This window comes from Nitrospiria bacterium (assembly GCA_035498035.1).
Taxonomy (GTDB): domain Bacteria; phylum Nitrospirota; class Nitrospiria; order JACQBZ01; family JACQBZ01; genus JACQBZ01.
Genome location: DATKAN010000043.1, coordinates 66,260 through 86,019, shown reverse-complemented (window position 1 = coordinate 86,019; position 19,760 = coordinate 66,260). Strand labels below are relative to the sequence as shown.

Annotated in this window: 18 protein-coding genes and 1 riboswitch; of the genes, 15 read left to right on the top strand and 3 right to left on the bottom strand. The window is 56.7% G+C overall.

All coding sequences use genetic code 11. From position 1 onward, the window contains the following. Positions 1–18 precede the first annotated feature (18 nt). Positions 19–207, top strand: coding sequence for a hypothetical protein (locus VMN77_09160; protein HTN43948.1), 189 nt, complete (start codon positions 19–21; stop codon positions 205–207). On the opposite strand, the gene bioA is transcribed toward VMN77_09160, so the two are convergent. After that, a complete protein-coding gene (bioA, locus tag VMN77_09155) occupies positions 204–1,538 on the bottom strand; it encodes an adenosylmethionine--8-amino-7-oxononanoate transaminase (GenBank protein HTN43947.1) in 1,335 nt (444 codons plus the stop codon). The genes VMN77_09160 and bioA overlap by 4 nt on opposite strands. A 197-nt stretch (positions 1,539–1,735) precedes the next feature. Here bioA and VMN77_09150 point away from each other — a divergent pair, with 197 nt between their 5' ends. The 8 genes from VMN77_09150 (at position 1,736) to VMN77_09115 (ending at position 11,951) form a co-directional block, all read left to right on the top strand. Next, positions 1,736–2,626, top strand: coding sequence for a glycine--tRNA ligase subunit alpha (locus tag VMN77_09150; GenBank protein ID HTN43946.1), 891 nt, complete (start codon positions 1,736–1,738; stop codon positions 2,624–2,626). Further along, positions 2,623–4,800, top strand: a complete 2,178-nt coding sequence (gene glyS / locus VMN77_09145; GenBank protein ID HTN43945.1) for a glycine--tRNA ligase subunit beta — start codon at positions 2,623–2,625, stop codon at positions 4,798–4,800. The genes VMN77_09150 and glyS overlap by 4 nt, the downstream gene beginning before the upstream one ends. Position 4,801: 1 nt before the next feature. Next, positions 4,802–5,287, top strand: a complete 486-nt coding sequence (locus VMN77_09140; protein HTN43944.1) for a hypothetical protein — start codon at positions 4,802–4,804, stop codon at positions 5,285–5,287. 39 nt (positions 5,288–5,326) lie between these two features. Further along, a complete protein-coding gene (gene ppdK / locus VMN77_09135) occupies positions 5,327–8,170 on the top strand; it encodes a pyruvate, phosphate dikinase (GenBank protein HTN43943.1) in 2,844 nt (947 codons plus the stop codon). Positions 8,171–8,322: 152 nt separating this feature from the next. Continuing rightward, positions 8,323–9,435, top strand: a complete 1,113-nt coding sequence (ribD, locus tag VMN77_09130; protein ID HTN43942.1) for a bifunctional diaminohydroxyphosphoribosylaminopyrimidine deaminase/5-amino-6-(5-phosphoribosylamino)uracil reductase RibD — start codon at positions 8,323–8,325, stop codon at positions 9,433–9,435. Beyond that, positions 9,432–10,322 (top strand): complex I NDUFA9 subunit family protein, encoded by an 891-nt coding sequence (locus tag VMN77_09125; protein ID HTN43941.1) that lies wholly within the window; start codon positions 9,432–9,434, stop codon positions 10,320–10,322. The genes ribD and VMN77_09125 overlap by 4 nt, the downstream gene beginning before the upstream one ends. A gap of 59 nt (positions 10,323–10,381) precedes the next feature. Continuing rightward, a complete protein-coding gene (locus VMN77_09120) occupies positions 10,382–10,765 on the top strand; it encodes a hypothetical protein (GenBank protein HTN43940.1) in 384 nt (127 codons plus the stop codon). A 13-nt stretch (positions 10,766–10,778) separates the two neighbouring features. Further along, on the top strand, positions 10,779–11,951 hold the full coding sequence (locus tag VMN77_09115) for an MFS transporter (protein ID HTN43939.1): 1,173 nt from the start codon (positions 10,779–10,781) through the stop codon (positions 11,949–11,951). A gap of 71 nt (positions 11,952–12,022) precedes the next feature. Here the strand turns inward: VMN77_09115 and VMN77_09110 are convergent, their stop codons facing one another. After that, positions 12,023–12,229, bottom strand: a complete 207-nt coding sequence (locus VMN77_09110) for a DUF2892 domain-containing protein (protein HTN43938.1) — start codon at positions 12,227–12,229, stop codon at positions 12,023–12,025. Between the two features lie 41 nt (positions 12,230–12,270). After that, positions 12,271–13,401 (bottom strand): geranylgeranyl reductase family protein, encoded by a 1,131-nt coding sequence (locus tag VMN77_09105; protein HTN43937.1) that lies wholly within the window; start codon positions 13,399–13,401, stop codon positions 12,271–12,273. Positions 13,402–13,821: 420 nt separating this feature from the next. Between VMN77_09105 and VMN77_09100 the strand changes: the two genes are divergently transcribed. The 6 genes from VMN77_09100 to VMN77_09075 all read left to right on the top strand — a co-directional run bounded on the left by VMN77_09100 (position 13,822) and on the right by VMN77_09075 (position 19,754). After that, complete coding sequence (locus VMN77_09100) at positions 13,822–14,814, top strand: hypothetical protein (protein HTN43936.1); 993 nt, start codon at positions 13,822–13,824, stop codon at positions 14,812–14,814. Beyond that, positions 14,796–15,281 carry a hypothetical protein gene (locus tag VMN77_09095; protein HTN43935.1) on the top strand — a complete coding sequence of 162 codons (486 nt, stop codon included), beginning with the start codon at positions 14,796–14,798 and terminating at the stop codon, positions 15,279–15,281. Before VMN77_09100 ends, VMN77_09095 begins: the two co-directional genes overlap by 19 nt. Then, complete coding sequence (locus tag VMN77_09090; protein ID HTN43934.1) at positions 15,278–16,576, top strand: diguanylate cyclase; 1,299 nt, start codon at positions 15,278–15,280, stop codon at positions 16,574–16,576. The genes VMN77_09095 and VMN77_09090 overlap by 4 nt, the downstream gene beginning before the upstream one ends. 101 nt (positions 16,577–16,677) lie before the next feature. After that, a complete protein-coding gene (locus VMN77_09085) occupies positions 16,678–17,328 on the top strand; it encodes a riboflavin synthase (GenBank protein ID HTN43933.1) in 651 nt (216 codons plus the stop codon). Positions 17,329–17,334: 6 nt separating this feature from the next. Further along, a riboswitch (cobalamin riboswitch) is annotated at positions 17,335–17,529 on the top strand. A gap of 262 nt (positions 17,530–17,791) precedes the next feature. Further along, positions 17,792–18,712 (top strand): cobalamin-binding protein, encoded by a 921-nt coding sequence (locus VMN77_09080; GenBank protein HTN43932.1) that lies wholly within the window; start codon positions 17,792–17,794, stop codon positions 18,710–18,712. A 1-nt stretch (position 18,713) separates the two neighbouring features. Further along, complete coding sequence (locus tag VMN77_09075; protein ID HTN43931.1) at positions 18,714–19,754, top strand: iron ABC transporter permease; 1,041 nt, start codon at positions 18,714–18,716, stop codon at positions 19,752–19,754. Positions 19,755–19,760 lie beyond the last annotated feature (6 nt).

The window sequence follows — 19,760 nt, the reverse complement described above, 5'->3', positions numbered from 1 at the left end:
GCCATGAGAGGGAACCGTATGGCGGAAGGCTCTGAAGATCTCTATTTCAAAGTGTCCCGGTGCGATTTGTGCGGCCGAAAACTCTGGAAGGGCTACTTCTTGCTTGTTCCGGATGAGGTTCAATCCATGGCCATCAAGGTGGTCTGCTGGCGGTGTAAATTGTTCGGGAAAAAAAAGTCGGCGGGGAGCGGCCTGCCGCGCCCTTAATTTTTGGTAGCCGCCCGAACGGATTCATTCAGAATCGAAATCATCTTTCGGAGTTGCGGGATTGTCACGGACAAGGGGGGGATGAGCGGAACGACGTTTCCGATGGGTCGGAGGACCATCCCGCGCTTCAAGGCCTCCTTCGCCACCCGATGGCCCCGTCGCTCTTCCAAGGGGTAGGATTCTTTATTCGATCGGTTCTTCACGAGCTCGACGGCGGCGATCAGGCCGATTTGTCGAATCTCCCCCACATGTGGATGACGCCGCAGCGGTTTCAGTCCTTCGGCCAGCGCCCCGATCTTCGGTCTGAGTCGCGACAGGACCCGTTCCTTCCCAAAGACCTCAAGGTTGGCCAGGGCCACCGCACAGCCCAGTTGATTTCCGGTATAGCTGTGGCCGTGGAAAAAAGTCTTGAATTCCCCATACTCGCCCAGAAAAGCCTCGTAGATTTCCTGGGTCGCCAGCGTGGCGGCCAACGGCAGATACCCCCCGGTCAGACCTTTCGCGATTGCCATCAGGTCCGGCGTCACCCCTTCGTGCTCGCACGCAAACATCCTTCCGGTACGCCCGAATCCGGTAAACACCTCGTCCGCGATCAAGAGAACGCGGTATCGCGTGCAAAGCTCCCGGATTTTTCCGAGGTAGCCGGGGGGCCAGGTGACCATCCCGGCCGCGCCCTGGATCATCGGTTCCACGACCACGGCCGCGATCTCGTCGGAATGCCGTGTCAGAACCCTTTCGACTTCATCCGCGCAGGCGAGGCTGCATTCCGGATAGGTCTTTTTTAGAAAACAGCGATAGCAATACGGGGCGCCGACCTTGGCGGTCGGAAAGAGAAGAGGGGAGTAGAGCCCGTGAAACAACTCGATGCCGCCCAGACTGACCGAGCCGATGGTGTCTCCATGGTAGGCATTGGTCAGCGATAAGTATTTTGTCCTTCCGTTCTTTCCACGATGGCGCCAGTACTGAAACGCGATCTTCAGGGCCACCTCCATGGCCGTCGAGCCGTTGTCCGAGAAAAAGACCTTCGTCAATCCCGGGGGCGCGAGAGCGACCAGTTTTTTCGCGAGCCGGATCGCGGGCCGATGGGTCAGTCCGAGGAGCGTGGAGTGTGCGATTTTATCGATCTGGTTTATCAGCGCGCGGTCGAGCGCGGACTTGCGGTGTCCGTGGAGGTTAACCCAGATGGATGAAACGCCGTCCAGATACCGTCGGCCATGTACGTCATATAGATATACCCCCTTTCCTTGTTCAATAATGATGGGCGTTTCCTTTTCCCACTCGGCCATCTGGGTAAAGGGGTGCCAGATGTAACGCGTCGCGTCCTCTTCCATGCGTTCTATTCGGTCTTGATTCCGGGCGCTTTCTTTTTTCATAAGGCCTTCATTATACTGTAGGACCCGCGGCCAGTAAAGCCATCGGTTCGGCGGCAATTCGGCTTGACAATACGGACCCATTTTTGTTAACTTTACATGCTCCTGCGTAAGCTGTCCGCCTTTGCGTTTTTATCCGAGTTTGGAGAGATAGTCGATTGACTTTTCAGGAGATTATTTCAGCTCTTCAGGAGTTCTGGGCACGTCAGGGCTGTGTTCTGCATCAGCCCTACGACCTGGAAGTAGGGGCGGGTACTTTTCATCCGGCCACCTTCCTCCGGGTGCTCGGCCCGGAACCTTGGAAGACGGCCTATGTCCAACCCACCCGCCGACCGACGGATGGACGATACGGTGAAAACCCCAACCGCTTGCAGCATTACTACCAGTATCAGGTCATCCTCAAACCGTCGCCTGAGAATATCCAAGACCTCTACCTGGACAGCCTGAAAAAACTCGGGTTCGATGGCCGGGTTCACGACATCCGGTTTGTCGAGGACGACTGGGAATCGCCCACTCTCGGGGCCTGGGGTCTGGGTTGGGAGGTTCGCCTCAACGGGATGGAGATCACCCAGTTTACCTATTTTCAAGAGGTGGGGGGCGTTGAGCTTTCGCCCGTCTCGGTTGAACTGACCTATGGCCTGGAGCGGCTCGCGATGTATTTGCAAGGTGTCGACAGCGTATTTGACCTGCGATGGAACGCCACGGTGACCTACGGTGACGTGCATCACCAGACGGAAATCCAGTTTTCCAAACACAATTTTGAGTTGACGGATCCGAAGGACATCCGTGAAGTCTTCGGCCGGTGGGAGTCCCAATGCAAGACATTGTTGTCGGCGGGCCTGCCGCTTCCGGCGTATGATTACTGCGTCAAGACTTCGCACCTCTTTAACCTCCTCGATGCCAGAGGCGCGGTCAGCGTGACGGAACGCGCCGGACTGATCGCACGGGTACGGGACTTGGCCAAACAGTGCGCCGGGGCCTACCGCGAGAGCCGTGAGAAACTGGGTCATCCCTTGCTGCCCCGTTCGGGCACCCGGGTACGATCATGAAGCGGACCGCCACTCAGACCGATAGCCGCGGCGGCGAGTTGCTGCTTGAGATTGGAACGGAGGAGATCCCCTCAAGAGTTCTCCCTCCGGCGCTAATCGAGTTGAAGGAGAAGGCCGCCCGGATGCTTTCCGATGCAAGAATCCCTGCCGAGCGTGTTGAGACATTTGCCACCCCGCGACGCCTTGTCGTCCGCGCGACGGGGGTCCCGACGCATCAGACGACCCAAGTCACGGAGGTGACCGGCCCGCCCCGGTCGGCGGCTTACGATGCGGAGGGGCGCCCCACTGCGGCCGCGATCGGTTTTGCAAAGGCTCAAGGTGTTTCGGTTGAAACCCTGAGGATCAAAAAAACCGAAAAAGGGGACTACGTAAGCGTTGTTCAAAAGCAGCCGAGTCTGCCCTCGAGTCGAATATTGAAAGGTCTCCTGCCCGAATTGATTCTGTCCTTGGGATTTCCGAAAATGATGCGATGGAACGGACAGGGTGTACGCTTCGCCCGTCCCATACGACGGATCCTGGCCCTGCTCGACGGTCGAGTGGTTCCCTTTCATCTGGCGGGGCTCCCCAGCGGCAACCGATCCTGGGGCCATCGCTTTATGGCGAATCGATCCTTCCCAGTGAAAAGTTGGGACGGCTATTGTCGAGATCTAAAACGACATCACGTGATCCTGGACCCGGCCGAACGCGAGCAGATGATTCGGCAGGGCCTCGTGAAGTTTACACAGCATAAAAGAGGCTGCCTTGCGGAAGATCCCGACCTGCTCTCACAGGCGGTCTTTCTCACTGAGGAGCCGGTCGTGATGCTCGGGGGCTTTGACAAAAAGTATCTCGATCTCCCACCTGAAGTTCCTATAACGGTTATGAAAGAACACCAGGGTTACTTCCCCATAACAAAAATGAATGGAACGCTCCTTCCATATTTCCTCTTCGTCAGCAATGTGAGATCCAAGGATTCCGGCCTCGTTCGAGCCGGAAACGAGCGCGTAATCCGGGCCCGGTTGGAGGATGCCCGGTTTTATTTCGAGCAGGACAAAAAGCAAACGCTGAATGAACGGGCTGGACAACTCGGCGGGATAGTCTTTCATCAGAAGCTCGGCAGCGTTCAAAAGAAAGCGGAGCGGATTAAAGAGCTGGCTGGGGCCTTGCTGCGCGAGTCTGGAAGAGGCGAGCAGGAGATGAGCCGTGTTGAAAAAGCGGCCCTTCTTTGCAAGGCGGATCTTTTAACCGGAATGGTGCGGGAGTTTCCCAGCTTGCAGGGTATCGTGGGCCGAGAGTACGCTCGGATCCAGGGGGAGGATCCCGAGGTGGCGGAGGCGATCGCGGAGCATTATTTTCCGCGGAACGCAGAGGATCAGAACCCGCCGAAGACTCTGACTGGAAAGTATTTGACGGTGGCCGACAGGCTGGACACACTCGTCGGCTTTTTCGGCGTGGATTTGCCGCCCAGCGGTTCCATGGATCCCTATGCCCTCCGCCGGCAAGGGCTCGGGCTGGTCCATGTCCTGCTGGATGAAACCTTCAAGGGATTTTCTTTCGCCAAGGCGGTTGAGAAGGCAGTCGGACTGTATCAATCTCACAGTATCCGATTGACGAGGGACGCCCGCGCGATCGTTGCGGCGCTTCAGCCCTTCATGGTCCAGCGGATGGAGACCTTTTTAAATCGCCAGTCTCGAAACCTGACGGGAGGATATCGCGCAGACTTGGCCGATGCGGTGCTCTGTCGTCCTTTTGATGAGCCGCTTGATTTGTATAAGCGTTTTGCTGCGTTGAGGGCGATTCACAATCAGCCGGACTTTGATCCGCTGATCGTGGCCTTCAAAAGGGCCTCACGAATTCAACCCGCCGGATTCAAGGGGACGGTGCATCCGGAGACGTTTAAAGAGCCGGTGGAGAAGGATCTGTACCAAAGCTTTCTCGGGGCAGAAAAGCAGGTGGGCGGATTAATGATGAAACGAGATTACCTGCAGGTTCTGCAAGTGCTCTCGTTGCTCCGTCGGCCGATCGATAATTTTTTCAACGCGGTCATGGTGATGGATAAGGATCCCGAAGTCCAGAAGAACCGGCTGGCTCTTTTGCAAGGGATCACAGAGCTTTTTTCCCGATTCGGCGATTTCACTCGGGTCACGGTGGAAGAACAAAACAAAAAAGAGATAAAACCTCAAAAGCAGGACTAAGATGTCGGCTCCCCCGGCAGACGACGAGCGACGACGGCTGGAGTTGATGATTTATGCCCGCCGTGTGACGTGGGGGCTCGTGTTCATCGGGGGCCTGCTCTTCATGGGCGGGCTTCGATTCGCCGGGGTGGATCTCGATGATTTGGAGGGGCGAGGAAAATATTTTATGCCCGGAAGGTCTATATGCGTAAATACAGCCTGGTTGGAGACAACCGTTGGAGAAAAAGATCGCGCCCAATTCTGTGTGGAATGGCTTGATCCGAGCGACACGAGCGGAAACACCCACAAATTGGTTCTGACCGACGTGGAGATTGTGAAAGATAAAGACGGCAAGATTCATTCGCAACATAAATGGAGGATGAATTTTGCATTGATCGGAACGATCCTATTTCTGGCGTCTCTGATCGTCATTGGAAAACGGGTACAGAAAAATTTGATTGAGACACGGCGGGTCCGGCTTGGCCTTGCGGAATCGATAAGGGAATAGTCCGAGGGGCGACGCAAGCCCCTACAATCGGAGGCGTCTGTGAAACAGAAAAAATATGTCTATTATTTCGGGGGCGGCAAGGCCGAGGGGCGCGGCGATATGAAAGACCTTCTCGGAGGAAAAGGCGCCGGCCTGGCCGAGATGACCCGATTGAAAATCCCGGTGCCGGCCGGTTTCACGATCACCACCGAGGCCTGCGTTGAGTATTTTAACAATGGAAAGCGCTTCCCCAGAGGAATGTGGGAGGAGGCCCTGCACCATTTAAAAAGTGTCGAACGGGCGATGGGCATGACCTTGGGCGATTCCGAGCGGCCGTTGCTGGTTTCGGTCCGGTCGGGGGCCAAGGCATCGATGCCGGGGATGATGGACACGGTGCTCAACCTGGGAATAAACGAGCAGACCCTCAAGGGAATTATCCGGAAAACCGGGAACGAACGCTTTGCCTACGATGCCTATCGCCGTTTTATAACGATGTTCGGAAGCATTGTCATGGAACTGAAGCGCGATCGGTTCGAGCACCTTTTAGACGAGGTCAAGAAGCGCAGGGGGGCCAAGCTGGACACCGACCTGGGCGAGGAGGAAATGAAATTCCTTGTGGCCCAGTACAAGAAACTGGTGAAGCAGGAGACCGGCCGCGAATTTCCGGAAGACCCTTTCGAGCAACTCAAGATGGCGATCAATGCCGTTTTTAATTCATGGTTCGGGGCCCGCGCGGTGACCTACCGCCGACTTCAGGGGATCCCGGACAGCTGGGGCACTGCGGTCAATATCGTCGCGATGGTCTTTGGGAACATGGGGGACACCAGCGGAACGGGCGTAGCGTTTACGCGAGATCCTTCAAACGGTGAACGGCGGTTTTTCGGGGAATGCCTGATGAACGCACAGGGGGAGGATGTCGTGGCCGGGATCCGGACGCCGTTGCCCATCGAAGGCCTGGCCCAAACGGTTCCAACCGCCTATCGCGAGCTGTTGGACGTTTTCAAGAAATTGGAGCGCCATTACCGGGACATGCTGGACCTGGAGTTCACCATCCAGGAAGGAAAGCTCTATATGCTCCAGACCCGCGTCGGTAAACGCACCGGGTTGGCGGCCGTCAAGATCGCGGTGGATATGGTCAAGGAGAAGCGAATCACGAAGGAAGAGGCCATTCTTCGCGTCTCGCCGGACCAGATCGCCCAGTATCTTTATCCGATCTTTGATTCCAAAGCCGAATCGGCCGCCCGTTCGGTCGGCAAGGGATTGCCGGCAGGACCCGGTGCGGCGGCCGGGAAGATTGCCCTGACCCCGGACAAGGCGGTGGAAATGCGCGCGAACGGGGAGCGCGTGATCCTGGTCCGGCGCGAGACCAGCCCCGACGACATTCAAGGGATGGATGCGGCGATGGGATTTCTCACGGCCAAAGGCGGCATGACTTCCCATGCGGCCGTCGTGGCGCGGCAGATGGGAAAAGTCTGCGTGGCGGGTTGTGAAGCGGTCGAGGTCAAAGAGCCACAGCGAATGGTCAAGATCGGCCCGGTCGCACTGAAAGAAGGGGACTATCTCTCGATCAACGGTTTCACCGGCCAGGTCTATGCGCAGGATTTGCCCGTCGTGTCCTCCGAAGTGATCCAGGTCATTCAGGGGAAGATGAAGTCGCAACAGTCACAGAAGTTCCGGTACTTCGCCACGATTCTGAGCTGGGCCGACAGGGTCCGGCGGCTCCGCATTCGGGCCAATGCCGATATCCCGGACCAGGCCGCTATCGCAAGAGGTTTCGGCGCGGAGGGTATCGGACTGTGCCGTACGGAGCACATGTTTTTTGCCGAGGACCGCATCCCGATCATGCAGAAAATGATCCTTTCCCGGACCCGCGAGGAACGGGAACAATATCTGAACAAGCTCCTTCCGCTTCAAAAAACAGACTTTCTCGGCCTGTATCGCGAGATGCAGGGTTATCCCGTTACCATCCGGCTGCTGGATCCTCCGCTGCATGAATTTCTCCCCAAGCGCGAGGAATTGATGGTCGAGATCGCCCGGCTGGAGACATCGAACGGGGATCAGGTTATGCCGGAACCTCAAGCCGGGTTGCTGGAGGAGAAGCGGAGACTCCTCGCGCGGGTCGAGGAGCTGCACGAGTTTAATCCCATGCTGGGCCTGCGGGGATGCCGGTTGGGAATTACGATGCCCGAGATCACCCGGATGCAGGTCCGCGCGATCATGGAGGCGGCCTGCGAGATCGCGCGCGAGGGGAAAAAGATCGTGCCGGAGATTATGGTCCCGCTGGTCGGGATGCTGACCGAAATGAAGGCGCAAAAGGACCTGGTTCGGAAAACCGCGGAGGAGGTCATCAAGCAATACGGCGTACGGCTCAAATACCTCGTCGGCACGATGATCGAGCTTCCCCGCGCGGCCGTGACGGCCGGTGAGATTGCGAAGGAGGCCGAGTTCTTCTCGTTCGGGACGAACGACATGACCCAGACGACCTATGGTTTTTCCCGGGACGACGCGGCCAAGTTCATCCAGTTTTATATGACGACGGCCGATCTCTGCCCGAACTGCCACGGCTCCGACGTGGACAAAAAAACGAACACCTGTCGTACCTGCGGATTTGTCATTACGGAGTCGCCCGCCAACATCATCGAGTTCGATCCCTTCGCCACTCTGGACCAAGAGGGCGTCGGCTATTTGATGCGGCGGGCGACCTGGGACGGAAGAAACACACGGAAGGACATCAAGCTCGGGATCTGCGGCGAGCACGGGGGAGATCCGGCCTCGATCGAGTTCTGCCATCGGATCGGCCTGGACTACGTGAGCTGCTCGCCCTACCGCGTCCCGATCGCGCGCCTCGCGGCCGCGCATGCGGTCTTGAACAATAAGAAACGGAAGGGTGAGAAGGACATCTGAAATTAACACGACTCAATCCCGCCAAATGACCGACGTTTCGTTTCTTCCACCCCATGGTGGATATCGTTCATGTTCCCCGGGTGAGCATTCAACGGGCCAGGATTTAAGTTTCTTGACTCTTTAAGTCCCTTCCCTTATAACATGGTCAGGCCATGTCAAAAAATTCCGATACTACGGACGAAGTCTACATCCGGCGGGCGTTGGAGCTGGCCGAAAGGGGACGGGGCCGGACGAGCCCGAATCCGATGGTCGGTGCCGTCGTGGTCAAATCCGGCCGGATCATCGCCGAAGGGTATCACCGTCGGGCGGGCGGACCCCACGCCGAGGCCGTGGCCTTGAAAAGGGCCGGCCGCCGGGCCAAAGGCGCCACGCTTTACCTTAACCTCGAGCCCTGTTGTCATCTCGACAAACGCACCCCGCCGTGCGCCCCCCTCATTATCAAGAGCCGGATCCGACGCATCGTGGTGGCGATGCGGGATCCCAATCCGCGCGTGAACGGGAAGGGAATCGCACTTCTTCGTCGTTCCGGTGTCGAAGTTTCCCAAGAGGTTTTTAAGCGGGAAGCGCTCCGGCTCAACGAGGTCTATGTCAAGTACGTGACGACCGGCAGGCCGTTCGTGATCTCAAAGACCGCGATGAGTCTTGATGGGAAAATATCAACCTCAAGAGGCTCGACAACTTGGATTACGGGTGAGCAGGCTAGACTGGAGGCCCATCGCCTCCGGGACCGCTCGGACGCCATCCTGCTTGGGATCCAGACCGTGTTGACGGATGATCCCCGGCTGACCACACGACTTTCAACCATGAAAGGCCGGGACGCGCATCGGGTCGTTGTCGACAGCACATTGAAGATTCCTCACACGGCTCGTCTATTGACGCAGAAATCCAGGGCCAAGACGATCATCGCGACGACGCGTCGCGCGCATCCCGGCAAGATACGGGCCCTCGAGCAAGCCGGGGCGACGGTCTGGGTCATCAAGGATCATGCCGGCCGGGTCAGCCTCCCGGACCTGATGAGCCGGCTCGGCGACATGGGGGTCGCCAGCGTTTTGGTCGAAGGAGGCGGCGAGTTGAACGCTTCGGTCTTTCGGTCCGGCATCGTGGACAAGCTTGTATGGTTCGTCGCTCCCAAGATCATCGGTCGGGCGGATGCCGTGCCCGTTATTGACGGAACGGTGGGCGGTGAACCGGGCGAAGGCATTCCGATCCGTGATCTTGCGTTGAAACGGGTCGGCGATGATTTCATGCTGGAGGGGTATCTATGAGGATCTTCGTGACCGGCGGCACGGGCTTCGTCGGGCGGGAGGTCGTCCGCCAGCTTCACGGGGTCGGACACAAGGTCCGCTGTCTCGTCCGGGATGCCGAGCGGGCGAAGCGATGTCTTCCGCCGGCGATCGAACTCCATCCGGGGGATCTCACCGATCCGAGCACCGTGAAGGCCGGTCTGAAAGAATGCCAGGCCGTGGTCCATCTCGTGGGGATCATCCTCGAGAAGGGGCGATCGACCTTCGAACGGATTCATGTTCAAGGGACGGAGGATCTTCTCGCGGCGACGGCGGAGGCCGGGATCCGTCGGTACATTCATATGAGCGCGTTGGGCAGCCGTCCGAACGCCCCGGCCCGTTACCATCAAACCAAGTATCGGGCCGAGCAAGCGGTGACCCAGAGCGGCCTCGACTGGACGATTTTTCGACCGTCGGCGATTTTCGGACCCGGAGATCAATTTATCAACCTCCTCGCCCGCGTCATCCTGTCCGCTCCCGTCGTCCCGGTCATCGGTCGGGGAGAGTCCCGGATTCAGCCGGTCAGCGTCCGAAATGTGGCCTCCTGTTTTGCGCTGGCCGTCGGGAATCCGCTGAGCTATCGAAAGATCTACGAGCTCGGGGGTCCTCGCCGCCTGACCTATAATCAGATCTATCAAATCATCGCCCGAGTTCTCGATAAAAAAAAGGCCTCCGTTCATATTCCCGTGCCCTTGGTCAAGCCCGGCGCGCTGATCTCGGAATGGCTGTTGCCCAATCCGCCCATTACGAGAGAGCAGTTGATCATGATTCAGGAGGATAACGTTTGTGATCCGTCCGATGCCGTTCATGATTTCGGCCTGGAACTGCAGGATTTTGAAGAGGGGATTCGCGAATTTCTCAAACCGTAGCATTCAATATCCATAAGGCGGTCGCGGATCGCCGCGTCAAATTCAACAAGGAGGGTGTGATGCGAAAGTTAATCCCGACTTTGCTTTTCGTGTGTCTGGCGGGCTGGATGGGTCCCGGTCGGGCTGTTGCGGAGGATAACAGTTTTGAGACGGTCTTCAAAAACGGGCTGTACGGCGGACTGGCCGGTGCCCTGGTGGGCGGTGCGGCCCTGGCTTTCAAAGACGATCCCGGCGATCATCTCAACTATCTCAGTTACGGCGCCGCCATCGGCGTATTCATCGGCGTCGCCTACGGACTCGTGACGATCAACCGCTCGCTGGTTGAGCTCGACGATCATCGGCTGGTCTTCCGACTTCCGACGCCGATGGTGACATCGACGCCACGGGGCCCGACATCCCACGAGGTGATCGCCTCCGTCGGCTTACTCGATATCCGATTCTGAAGACCGACCCGCCATGATACCGAATGCCGCCTTCCCTTCTTTTCGACTGCTCTGCCTCATCGGTTTCCTCGCCTTTGTGAGTTACGATCTGATCCGATCGCCTCTGCTTCCGCTCTTTGCGGAGGGGCTCGGGGCTCGTCCGGAAGGGATCGGGTTGATCGTGGGCGCCTCGACCTTAACCGGCATCCTGCTGAAGCTGCCGGCCGGGACCTTGTCGGATCTCATCGGCCGCCGTCGGCTGCTCTTCATCGGGTTATCGGTTTTTGTGCTGGCCCCGTATTTCTATTTTGGCGTTATGCAGGTCTGGCCGCTCATTCTGCTGCGGGCCTTTCATGGCCTGGCCACGGCGCTCTTCGCACCGGTGGCGATGGCCGTCGTCGTGGATTTGTTTCGGGAGGCGAGGGGCGAGGCATTGAGCTGGTATTCCTCCTTCACCCAAGCCGGAAGGCTGTCGGGCCGAATGATGGGGGGATATCTCGTGGTCTGGTTTGGATTCCAGCAAGTTTTCGCGGTTTGCGCCGTGATCGGCCTGATTCTAATTGTCCTGTTTTTAATGCTCAAGTTGCCGGAGGATCGTTCCAAAACGTCGGGGGGGCATGAATCCTTTGCCGCTCTCCTCCAAGGACTCCGGGAGGTGGGGCGGGAGCGTCGGGTGTTGGTGACCAGTGCGATGGAGGGGATTCTGATGACGGCCTCCGGGGCCCTGATGGCCTTTCTCCCATTATATGGGATCAAAGTCGGACTTAACGCAGGAGAGGTTGGACTGTTGTTCGGCACAATGGGAATTGCTTCCATCCTGGCCAGGCCGATGATGGGTCGCCTGTCGGATCGCATCGGCCGGCGGCCGCTCATCCTGACGGGCCAGATCCTCTGTGCGGCGGTCATGATCTCCCTTCCCTGGACCGCGGGTCTCGTCGGCCTTCTCTTTCTGTCGTTGATTTTCGGTCTTGGAGAAGCCGTAATCGGATCGTCCACTTCGGCGCTGGTGGCCGATCTTTGCAAGGAGAAGTCTCTGGGCTCCGCGATGGGCGTTTTTGGAACGATCATGGACATCGGCCATGCCGGCGGACCAATTCTAACCGGCTTCTTGATCGGACTCTCCGGTTATACCGGCGCATTCGGGGGGATCGGTGTTATTCTCTTGTCGGTGACCGCGTTGTTTGCCGCGACGGTCCGGGAGGATTAATTAATGGACCTGTGGTTGCGCGCCGGGCCAAAATGTCTATCCCCGCTCTGACACGCCAAACCCGCGAGCAACTACTTCCTCTTGTTGGCGGCCGTGTTCATCCCAAACAAATGGTTGACCGGGCAGTAGCCAAGCAGGCTTGTCCCGATTCCGAGAACGGCGACGAGTCCCAAGAGCAGGCGGAGCGCCGTGTCTTCGGTCGCGAAGGAAAACGCGGCCGATGCGAAACCGACGGCCAGCCGGAAAAGACGATCAAGACCCCCGACGTTTCTCTTCACGACTCCTCCCCTCCGAAAGGTAAAAAAACGACCCGGCCGGATTATGCGACGGGGAACCAGCGTCTTGGATCCAGCCCTCGTCTCCAAAGATCTTGATAGGTCAATCGGCCCTGGAGAACCTTTCCGTACCCTTTCAGCCATTCGGGATGCCGGGCCGTTAAATTGAAAAAGAAACGGGGCAAACGATAAACGACCCCGGCAATTCTGGAAGCGACCCGGAGTTCGGGATGGATTTCGTTTCGGACCCTCTCTTCATAGCGGGCCAGCGGCGTCTTTCCCTTCAAGAAGCCTGCGACCGCATCGGCCGCCAAGCGGCCGCTCCAGACCCCATAATAGATTCCCTCTCCCAGCAACGGGTCCACCAGACCGGCCGCGTCGCCGATCAGGAGGGCGCGGTTTCCCGCCAAGGATCCGGCTTTGGGAGAGAAGCGCGGGATGAGGTGGCCGACGATCTGCTGCCGGTCCGGAGATGGAAGCCTGGGTTGGCCCTGCACCCATTGACCGTAAAGAAGACGGAGATCCTGCCGTTCCCGACGGAAAGTGGCCACGCCGCTTGAAAGATGCTCCGACTTGGGAAAGATCCAGGCATACCCTCCCCGGATGATGCCGACATCGATGAGCAATCCGTCATCGGACCAGGACCCACCGGCCGACGCGGCCGCTTCGCCTTCCAGCGCGATGCCGAAAGGAAGGGCATTCATCGGGAAAAGCGTCTTCGCCACCCGGCTGGGCGCTCCATCCGCTCCGATGACGGTAAGGGCTTCGTATTCTCCGAGCGGGGTTCTAACCACCACCGAATTTCTCAAGGTCTCGAATCCGGTGGCCGCTTCGTCCTCGCGAAGGTCGCATCCCGCTGTCTGTGCCTGTCGGATTAAATGGGCGTCGAGTCGGCTCCGCATGCTCATATACGCCAGCGGCGCATCAAATGAAACTTCAAAGGACGCTGCGCCGCCGCAGGTGATTGTCATCCGCGTGACGGTCTTCTCTATGACGGTATGGTAATGTCGGCCGAGCAGATTATCGAGCCGTACAGAAAGTCCCCCGCCGCAGACCTTGTAGCGGGGATGGCGCTTCTTCTCCAGGGCGAGCACGCGGCAGCCCCTGCGGGCCAATTCAAACGCTGCTGCGGAGCCGGCCGGACCGGTACCTATGATGATCGTATCATAGATCATGGGACCCCCTCCACGCCTGGATTTTAACAGGGTCCAGGTCCCGCATTCAATACTTACCATAGGTTACGGTTCTTGAAGGCACTCAGGAAGTCATTTCCTTCCACCCAGGCCATTTTTGTTCATCTGCTATACTTATTTTAATGGGATCAATGGGTTAAACTGGTTTTTCATCAACAGTATCATGACGGAGGAACCGGGGTGAATAATAACCGTTTGGATAAGATACTCAATCTCATTAGAAATAAATCATTTCTGATTGGTTTGGTCATTCTTGGGATTTTCCATGGAACCCCCTCCAAGGCTGAAGACCAAAGCCAGCCCCAAATCAACACCCAAAGGCAATCCTCCAACGGCGATCGGAAACAGGAGGAAATAAACCAACTACGCCAACGAATACAGGCTCTAGAAGACAAGGCTTCCATGGAGAACACACGCCCGAAATTCGGGATCAATCTCGGGGCGTATGGCGACGTTAATTTTTTTACAAAAGACCGGACGGCCAACCACCCGTCCTTTTCCCTGGGTCCGTTGGATTTGTACAGCACGGTCAATATCGGGCCGCGCCTGACCTTTCTGGCCGAATTTGACATTGACTTCGATCAGGAGGCCGGCGAGGGCGATGTTGAAATGGAAAGACTATGGGTCGGGTATACGATTAACGATCTTCTGACCATTAGGGCTGGTCGGGAGCATACGGCCTTGGGTTACTGGAATAACACCTATCACCATGGAAAGCTGCTATTTCTTACGGTTGACCGTCCGTTTTTCTTGGCATTTGAAGACGACGGAGGGGTCCTCCCCGTTCATACCGTTGGAGTTGAATTTTCCGGATCTCAACACCGTCCGGAATATCGATGGATGTATATGTTGGATATCGGAAACGGTCATCGGATCGATTCAACCACCCATACGCTGGTGCCGAATGTGACCGCAGATAACAATAATTCGAAACAGGTCGCATTGCGCCTGTCAATTGAGCCCTTCCGACTGCCGGGGTTGACTCTCGGAGTATTTGGAACTTCGGACAAGGTCGGTACCGATTTTAATGGAGACATTAATGAGAAAATCTTCGGGGGCGATCTTTCCTATATTTATGACAAGGTGGAATTTATTTCAGAGTATTATCGGATGTTGAACCCGGGCCATCAAGCCGATGCCTACTACATTCAGGTGGGATATAAAGTCGCCCGCGACATCACGCCGTACGCGCGTTTCGAAAATTTGAAAGTCGATCCGACCGATCCCTATTTTATGGAGCTTGTGAATAATACCTCTCGTCATCAAATGATCGGGGGTGTGCGATACGATATAGACGAATTAAGGAGCGCCCTGAAGCTTCAATATCGGCTGGATCGAAAAGTCGGGAGCGAGACTTTTCATGTGTGGGAGGCGCAGTGGGCATTCAGTTTTTAAAAAACGATCCCATCGTTGTGAAAATCCGGGGCCTAATATTGAGCCTGTTGATCCTCGGTGGCCTGCTGTGCAGTGCTTTGACCGCCTATGCGGAACAGATTGCGGTGGTCGTAAACAAGGACAGTCCCTTGAGCCGTCTTTCCAAAACCGAAATCCGTGGGATTTATCTTGGGGAAATTCGTTTTGTGGGCGGAATGCCCGTCCGCCCGATCCAATATCCGGAGGGACCGGTGAAAGATGTCTTTCTGTCCAATGTCATCGGAATGTCCTCCAAGGACTATAAATTGTATTGGGTCAAGAAATTATTCCAGGATGGATTAAAGCCCCCCTTGGTCAAGGGAGATCCCGCGCAAATTCTGAACGCCGTTCAAGAAGACCCGTGGGGAATCGGGTATCTGCCGAAAAAATATCTCCGAGACAACGAAGAATTTCAGATTATATATATCATGCAGGACGATCAAGAATGAAATTCGGCATTCGAACAAAGGTCCTCGGCTCCTTTCTCGGCCTCAGCCTTATTTTTTTCATGGCCCTGGGGATCGTATTGCTGGAGGTGCGGGAAATTAACATAACGACCGGTGCGGTTCAGGAGGAGGCCCATAAGTTCGAGTTGTCGGATCGTCTGCAACTTCGTCTTCATATGTTCCTGGATCCGGCCAACAACTACCTGATCACGGGGAATGTCGATGAACGGGACCGGTTCGACCAGCTGAGCAACGAGATCTTCCAGATCACCAAAGACCTCCAGGGCTACCATGGGGATCAGCGGTGGGAAGCGTTGGCCACAGACCTCAACCATGACGTCCTCCGCTTGAGTGAAATGCTGGTCACGATTCTGTTTATCGATCGGCCCGTCGGGAATCCCAAGGGAGCCAAGCTGCTCCACGAGGCCACTATTTTCTCCGGAGACATGATCAAGAAGGCCGACGAATTTCGAGTCCTTTCCGAAAAAGAAATGATCCGGATGGTCCATGAGGCGCAATCCAAAAGCCAGAATGTCACGTGGGTCTTTTCCGGAATCGTGGGAGCGACTGTTATTTTCTTCGCCCTGCTCTCTTTTTACCTCACCCGGTTTGTGATTTGGCCGATCCTGGATCTCCATCGGGGCGCGAAGACCGTCGGTCAGGGCAATCTGGATTATCGATTGACGATAAAGACCAACGACGAAATAGAGAGTCTGGCCGGTGAATTCAACCAGATGGTGGAGGCCATCTCCGGCATGAAGAAGGAGCTCGATAATAAGATCGAGTTGACCCATCAACTGGCGATTACGGATTCGTTGACCGGCCTGTACAACCGCCGCTTCTTTATGGAGAAGTTGAGGGAAGAGATCAAACGTAACGAAAGGTTCGGCCATCCGCTCTCCCTCATTCTTATCGATGTTGATGATTTTAAGACCTACAATGACACCCAGGGTCACTTGAAAGGCGACGATCTGTTGAGAAGTTTGGCGGTCATTTTCAAAAAGCACGTCCGGAGCGTGGACTTCGTCTGCCGGATCGGCGGAGAGGAATTTATGGTGATTCTTCCCGAAACCAACTTTGACGCGGCCGTCAAAATTGCCGAGGGATTAAGAACCGCGGTGGAATACTACCCGTTTGCGGATCGGGAGAAGCAGCCCGGAGGGAAGTTGACGATCAGTCTCGGTGTGGCCAGCAGTACGAAAGGAGAAAAAGACATTCTCAAAATTCTCAAAGCGGTGGACGACGCCCTTTATCATGCGAAGCGTACGGGTAAAAATAAAATTGGAATCATCAAGTAGGACGTTCCGCCCCGTCTCATCCCCGCTCTCCTCCAATCGAATGCCCATTTCGGGTTCATCCGGTTTTGACAGTCTGAAACGGCCTCTGGTATGATGTTTTTATGTTCACGGGAATCATCGAAGAGATGGGTGTCGTCCAAGGATTTCACCGCGATAAGAAATCCGGACGCTTGACCGTTCTGGCCAAGACCGTCTTGGAGGAATTGGCCTTGGGGGACAGCATCACGGTGAACGGGGTCTGTCTTACCGTGATAGGGAGAACGGGCGGAGATTTCACCGCGGACGTGTCGTCCGAGACCCTGACCGTCACGAATCTGGGTTCCTTGAAAGTGGGCGATGCCGTAAATCTCGAGCGGGCCGTGCGGGTGAACAGCCGATTGGGCGGCCACCTGGTCAGCGGACATATCGACGGCATAGGCCGGATCAGGGACCGCCGCCAGGAGGACGAGGCGCTTTTCCTCACGATCGAAATCCCAAAAGAGCTGTCGCGGTACTGCGTGAAGAAGGGATCGATCGCCGTGGACGGAGTCAGCCTGACCATCAATCATGTGACCGACAAGGATATTCAGGTGGCGATCATCCCCCACACCGCAAAGGCGACATCTCTCGGCCTGAAAGGGGTCGGGAGCGGGGTCAATCTGGAGTGCGATTTGATCGGGAAATATTTGGAGCGCCTTCTTCTGGAACCCGGACCGGAAGGCGCCCCCCAAAAAATCGACCGGGAATATCTGCGGCGGCGGGGATTACTATAGAGTTGACAAACCGTTTCATGGTCTGGTATAGATAAGCCCACATAACACATTCAGGCCAAGGGAACCCCGTTAGAATCGGGGGCGGTCCCGCCGCTGTGAGTGGGGACGAAGCCCGCAATAAAGTCACTGTCGGACGACGGGAAGACGCGGGTGGAGGACGATCCACAAGCCAGAAGACCTGCCTGAATGCGCGGCCTATTCCGTTTCGATTGAAGAAGGCGGATCGGCTCACCTTAGGGTGAAGAAGCAGGGTGCAATCCTCAAGGGCTGGGTGTTTTGCCTTTGGGGATTTTTTATGCCCTCTTGCAAACTGCTGAAAAAGTCCATCTGCTTTGTTCTCCGTCCCTCGGTGTCCTCACGTACCTATTGCCTTACGCTCCGGGCTCCTCGGTCCCTGCGGCCTCGCGGCCCCCTTCCAGTAATACGAAATGTGGAAGTCCCCGGAGGGGGCATCTGGAGCTTTTTGAGCCGTTCGCCCATTCTATTTATTGCTCCTCTTTTTCTCGTCACTTCTCACGCCGTACTCCTCACCCCCATGTCCGCAAACGCCGAGCCGCTCACCTTGACGGATGATCTCGGTCGCTCGGTTCGGTTCCTGAAACCTCCGGAGAGGATCGTTTCTCTGGCGCCCGGGCTGACCGAGATCCTCTTCGCGCTCGGTCTCGGCGACCGGGTCGTCGGCGTCACCGATTACTGCAACTATCCGCCGGAAGCCTTGTCTAAAACGCGGGTGGGCGGATTGAATGCCAATATCGAAAGCATCCTGGCCTTACGTGCGGATCTGGTGGTCGGCGTCGCGGGATTGTATCAGGAAGATAACTTGACCCGGTTTGAGCGTTTTCAGATCCCGTACTTCGCCGTCGACCCCTCTTCGTTGGAAAAGATCTTCGGGACCATTCTTGTTTTCGGAAGGATCGCCGGGGCCAAGGAGACCGCCGTTGAAAAAGTGCGACAACTTCGTGAACGGCTGAATCGGATTCGACAGGCCGTGGAACCGTTTCCGCCGGTCCGTCTTCTTTATGTGGTGGATAAGGAACCCCTGATCTCGGTCGGAAAGAGGAGTTACCTCGCGGACCTGATTCATGAAGCGGGTGGAATCAACATCGCCGGGGGGTTAGACAAGGCCTATCCCATGCTGTCGATGGAATACGTCATTCAACAGGACCCGCAGGTGATTGTTCTGGCCATGGACGCGGATCGCTCCCTTTCCGATCAGGAGAAGCGGGACTGGAGCCGTTGGTCTTCTCTGTCCGCCGTGCGGGACGGGAAAATCTACAAGGTCGATCGGGACCTTTTGAACCGACCGGGGCCGAGGGTCATGGACGGTCTGGAAGAACTGGTTCGTTTGCTCCACCCTCCCGTCGATTTTACGCCGGGGAGATGACGTGCTCACTTTCAAACGATGGATAACCGTGTTATCGCTTCTGTCGCTGATGTGGATCATCACGGTCATAATCTGTCTTCTTCACGGCACGGAGCCGATCACGCTGTCGGAGGCCGTCCGGATTTTCGGTTCGCGATTCTCGGACGGGTCCGGGTATGCCGCGGACCCCGGCAAGGAAATCATTCTTCTGGATGTGCGCCTGCCTCGCGTTTTGCTCGCCGGACTGGTGGGCGGGATGCTGTCGATGGTGGGGGTCGCCCTTCAGGCGCTGCTTCGAAACCCGCTGGCCGATCCGTTTGTGATCGGTATATCGAGCGGGACCGCCCTGGGCGTCGTTTGTTTTCTTTTGTTGGATGTCGATGTTTCCTTCTGGGGAATGACCGCTTCGCCGCTGCTTGGCTTTATGGGCGGTTTGTTCACGTTGTTTTTTCTCTATAGTCTGTCTCGGGTCCACGGCCGGATTTTTGTCCAGACGCTTTTGCTTGGAGGGGTTATCCTCAACTCGATGCTCTCGGCCGTGATCATGTTCATCACCTATATGGTGGATGCCAACAAGGTGATGGGCATCGTTTACTGGTTGATGGGAAATCTGGGCTCTCTTGATTATAGGGCCTTGTCGGGGGTGGCTTTGTATGCGGCGGTCGGGACGGCCGTGCTCTTCAAATCGGCGAGAGGGTTAAACCTGCTCGCCCTTGGGGATGAGACGGCCGTCACGCTCGGTCTGGATGCAGAGCGGACCAAGCGGATCGCCTTTTTCGCCTCCGCCTTGCTGATCGGGGCGGTGGTGTCGGTCAGCGGGCTAATCAGTTTCGTCGGGATCATGATTCCGCACGTTCTGCGGATGCTGATCGGTCCGGATCATCGGCTGCTGCTCCCGGCCTCGGTTTTGGGCGGGGGGATTTTCTTGATGGCGGCCGATACGATCGCCCGATCACTGATCTCGCCGACCGAGATCCCGGTCGGGGTGATCACGGCGCTGTGTGGCGGACCCTTCTTTCTTTTTCTCCTCTGGAGGGGAAGAACCCGTTATTTGAATCCGTAAATCGAA

What these genes read in the sequence shown, in the direction of transcription:
- VMN77_09160 (HTN43948.1), top strand. Translation starts at nt 19, where the DNA reads ATGGCGGAAGGCTCTGAAGATCTCTATTTCAAAGTGTCCCGGTGCGAT.
- bioA (HTN43947.1), bottom strand. Translation starts at nt 1,538, where the DNA reads ATGGAAGAGGACGCGACGCGTTACATCTGGCACCCCTTTACCCAGATG.
- glyS (HTN43945.1), top strand. Translation starts at nt 2,623, where the DNA reads ATGAAGCGGACCGCCACTCAGACCGATAGCCGCGGCGGCGAGTTGCTG.
- VMN77_09140 (HTN43944.1), top strand. Translation starts at nt 4,802, where the DNA reads ATGTCGGCTCCCCCGGCAGACGACGAGCGACGACGGCTGGAGTTGATG.
- ribD (HTN43942.1), top strand. Translation starts at nt 8,323, where the DNA reads ATGTCAAAAAATTCCGATACTACGGACGAAGTCTACATCCGGCGGGCG.
- VMN77_09125 (HTN43941.1), top strand. Translation starts at nt 9,432, where the DNA reads ATGAGGATCTTCGTGACCGGCGGCACGGGCTTCGTCGGGCGGGAGGTC.
- VMN77_09120 (HTN43940.1), top strand. Translation starts at nt 10,382, where the DNA reads ATGCGAAAGTTAATCCCGACTTTGCTTTTCGTGTGTCTGGCGGGCTGG.
- VMN77_09115 (HTN43939.1), top strand. Translation starts at nt 10,779, where the DNA reads ATGATACCGAATGCCGCCTTCCCTTCTTTTCGACTGCTCTGCCTCATC.
- VMN77_09105 (HTN43937.1), bottom strand. Translation starts at nt 13,401, where the DNA reads ATGATCTATGATACGATCATCATAGGTACCGGTCCGGCCGGCTCCGCA.
- VMN77_09100 (HTN43936.1), top strand. Translation starts at nt 13,822, where the DNA reads ATGGAGAACACACGCCCGAAATTCGGGATCAATCTCGGGGCGTATGGC.
- VMN77_09090 (HTN43934.1), top strand. Translation starts at nt 15,278, where the DNA reads ATGAAATTCGGCATTCGAACAAAGGTCCTCGGCTCCTTTCTCGGCCTC.
- VMN77_09085 (HTN43933.1), top strand. Translation starts at nt 16,678, where the DNA reads ATGTTCACGGGAATCATCGAAGAGATGGGTGTCGTCCAAGGATTTCAC.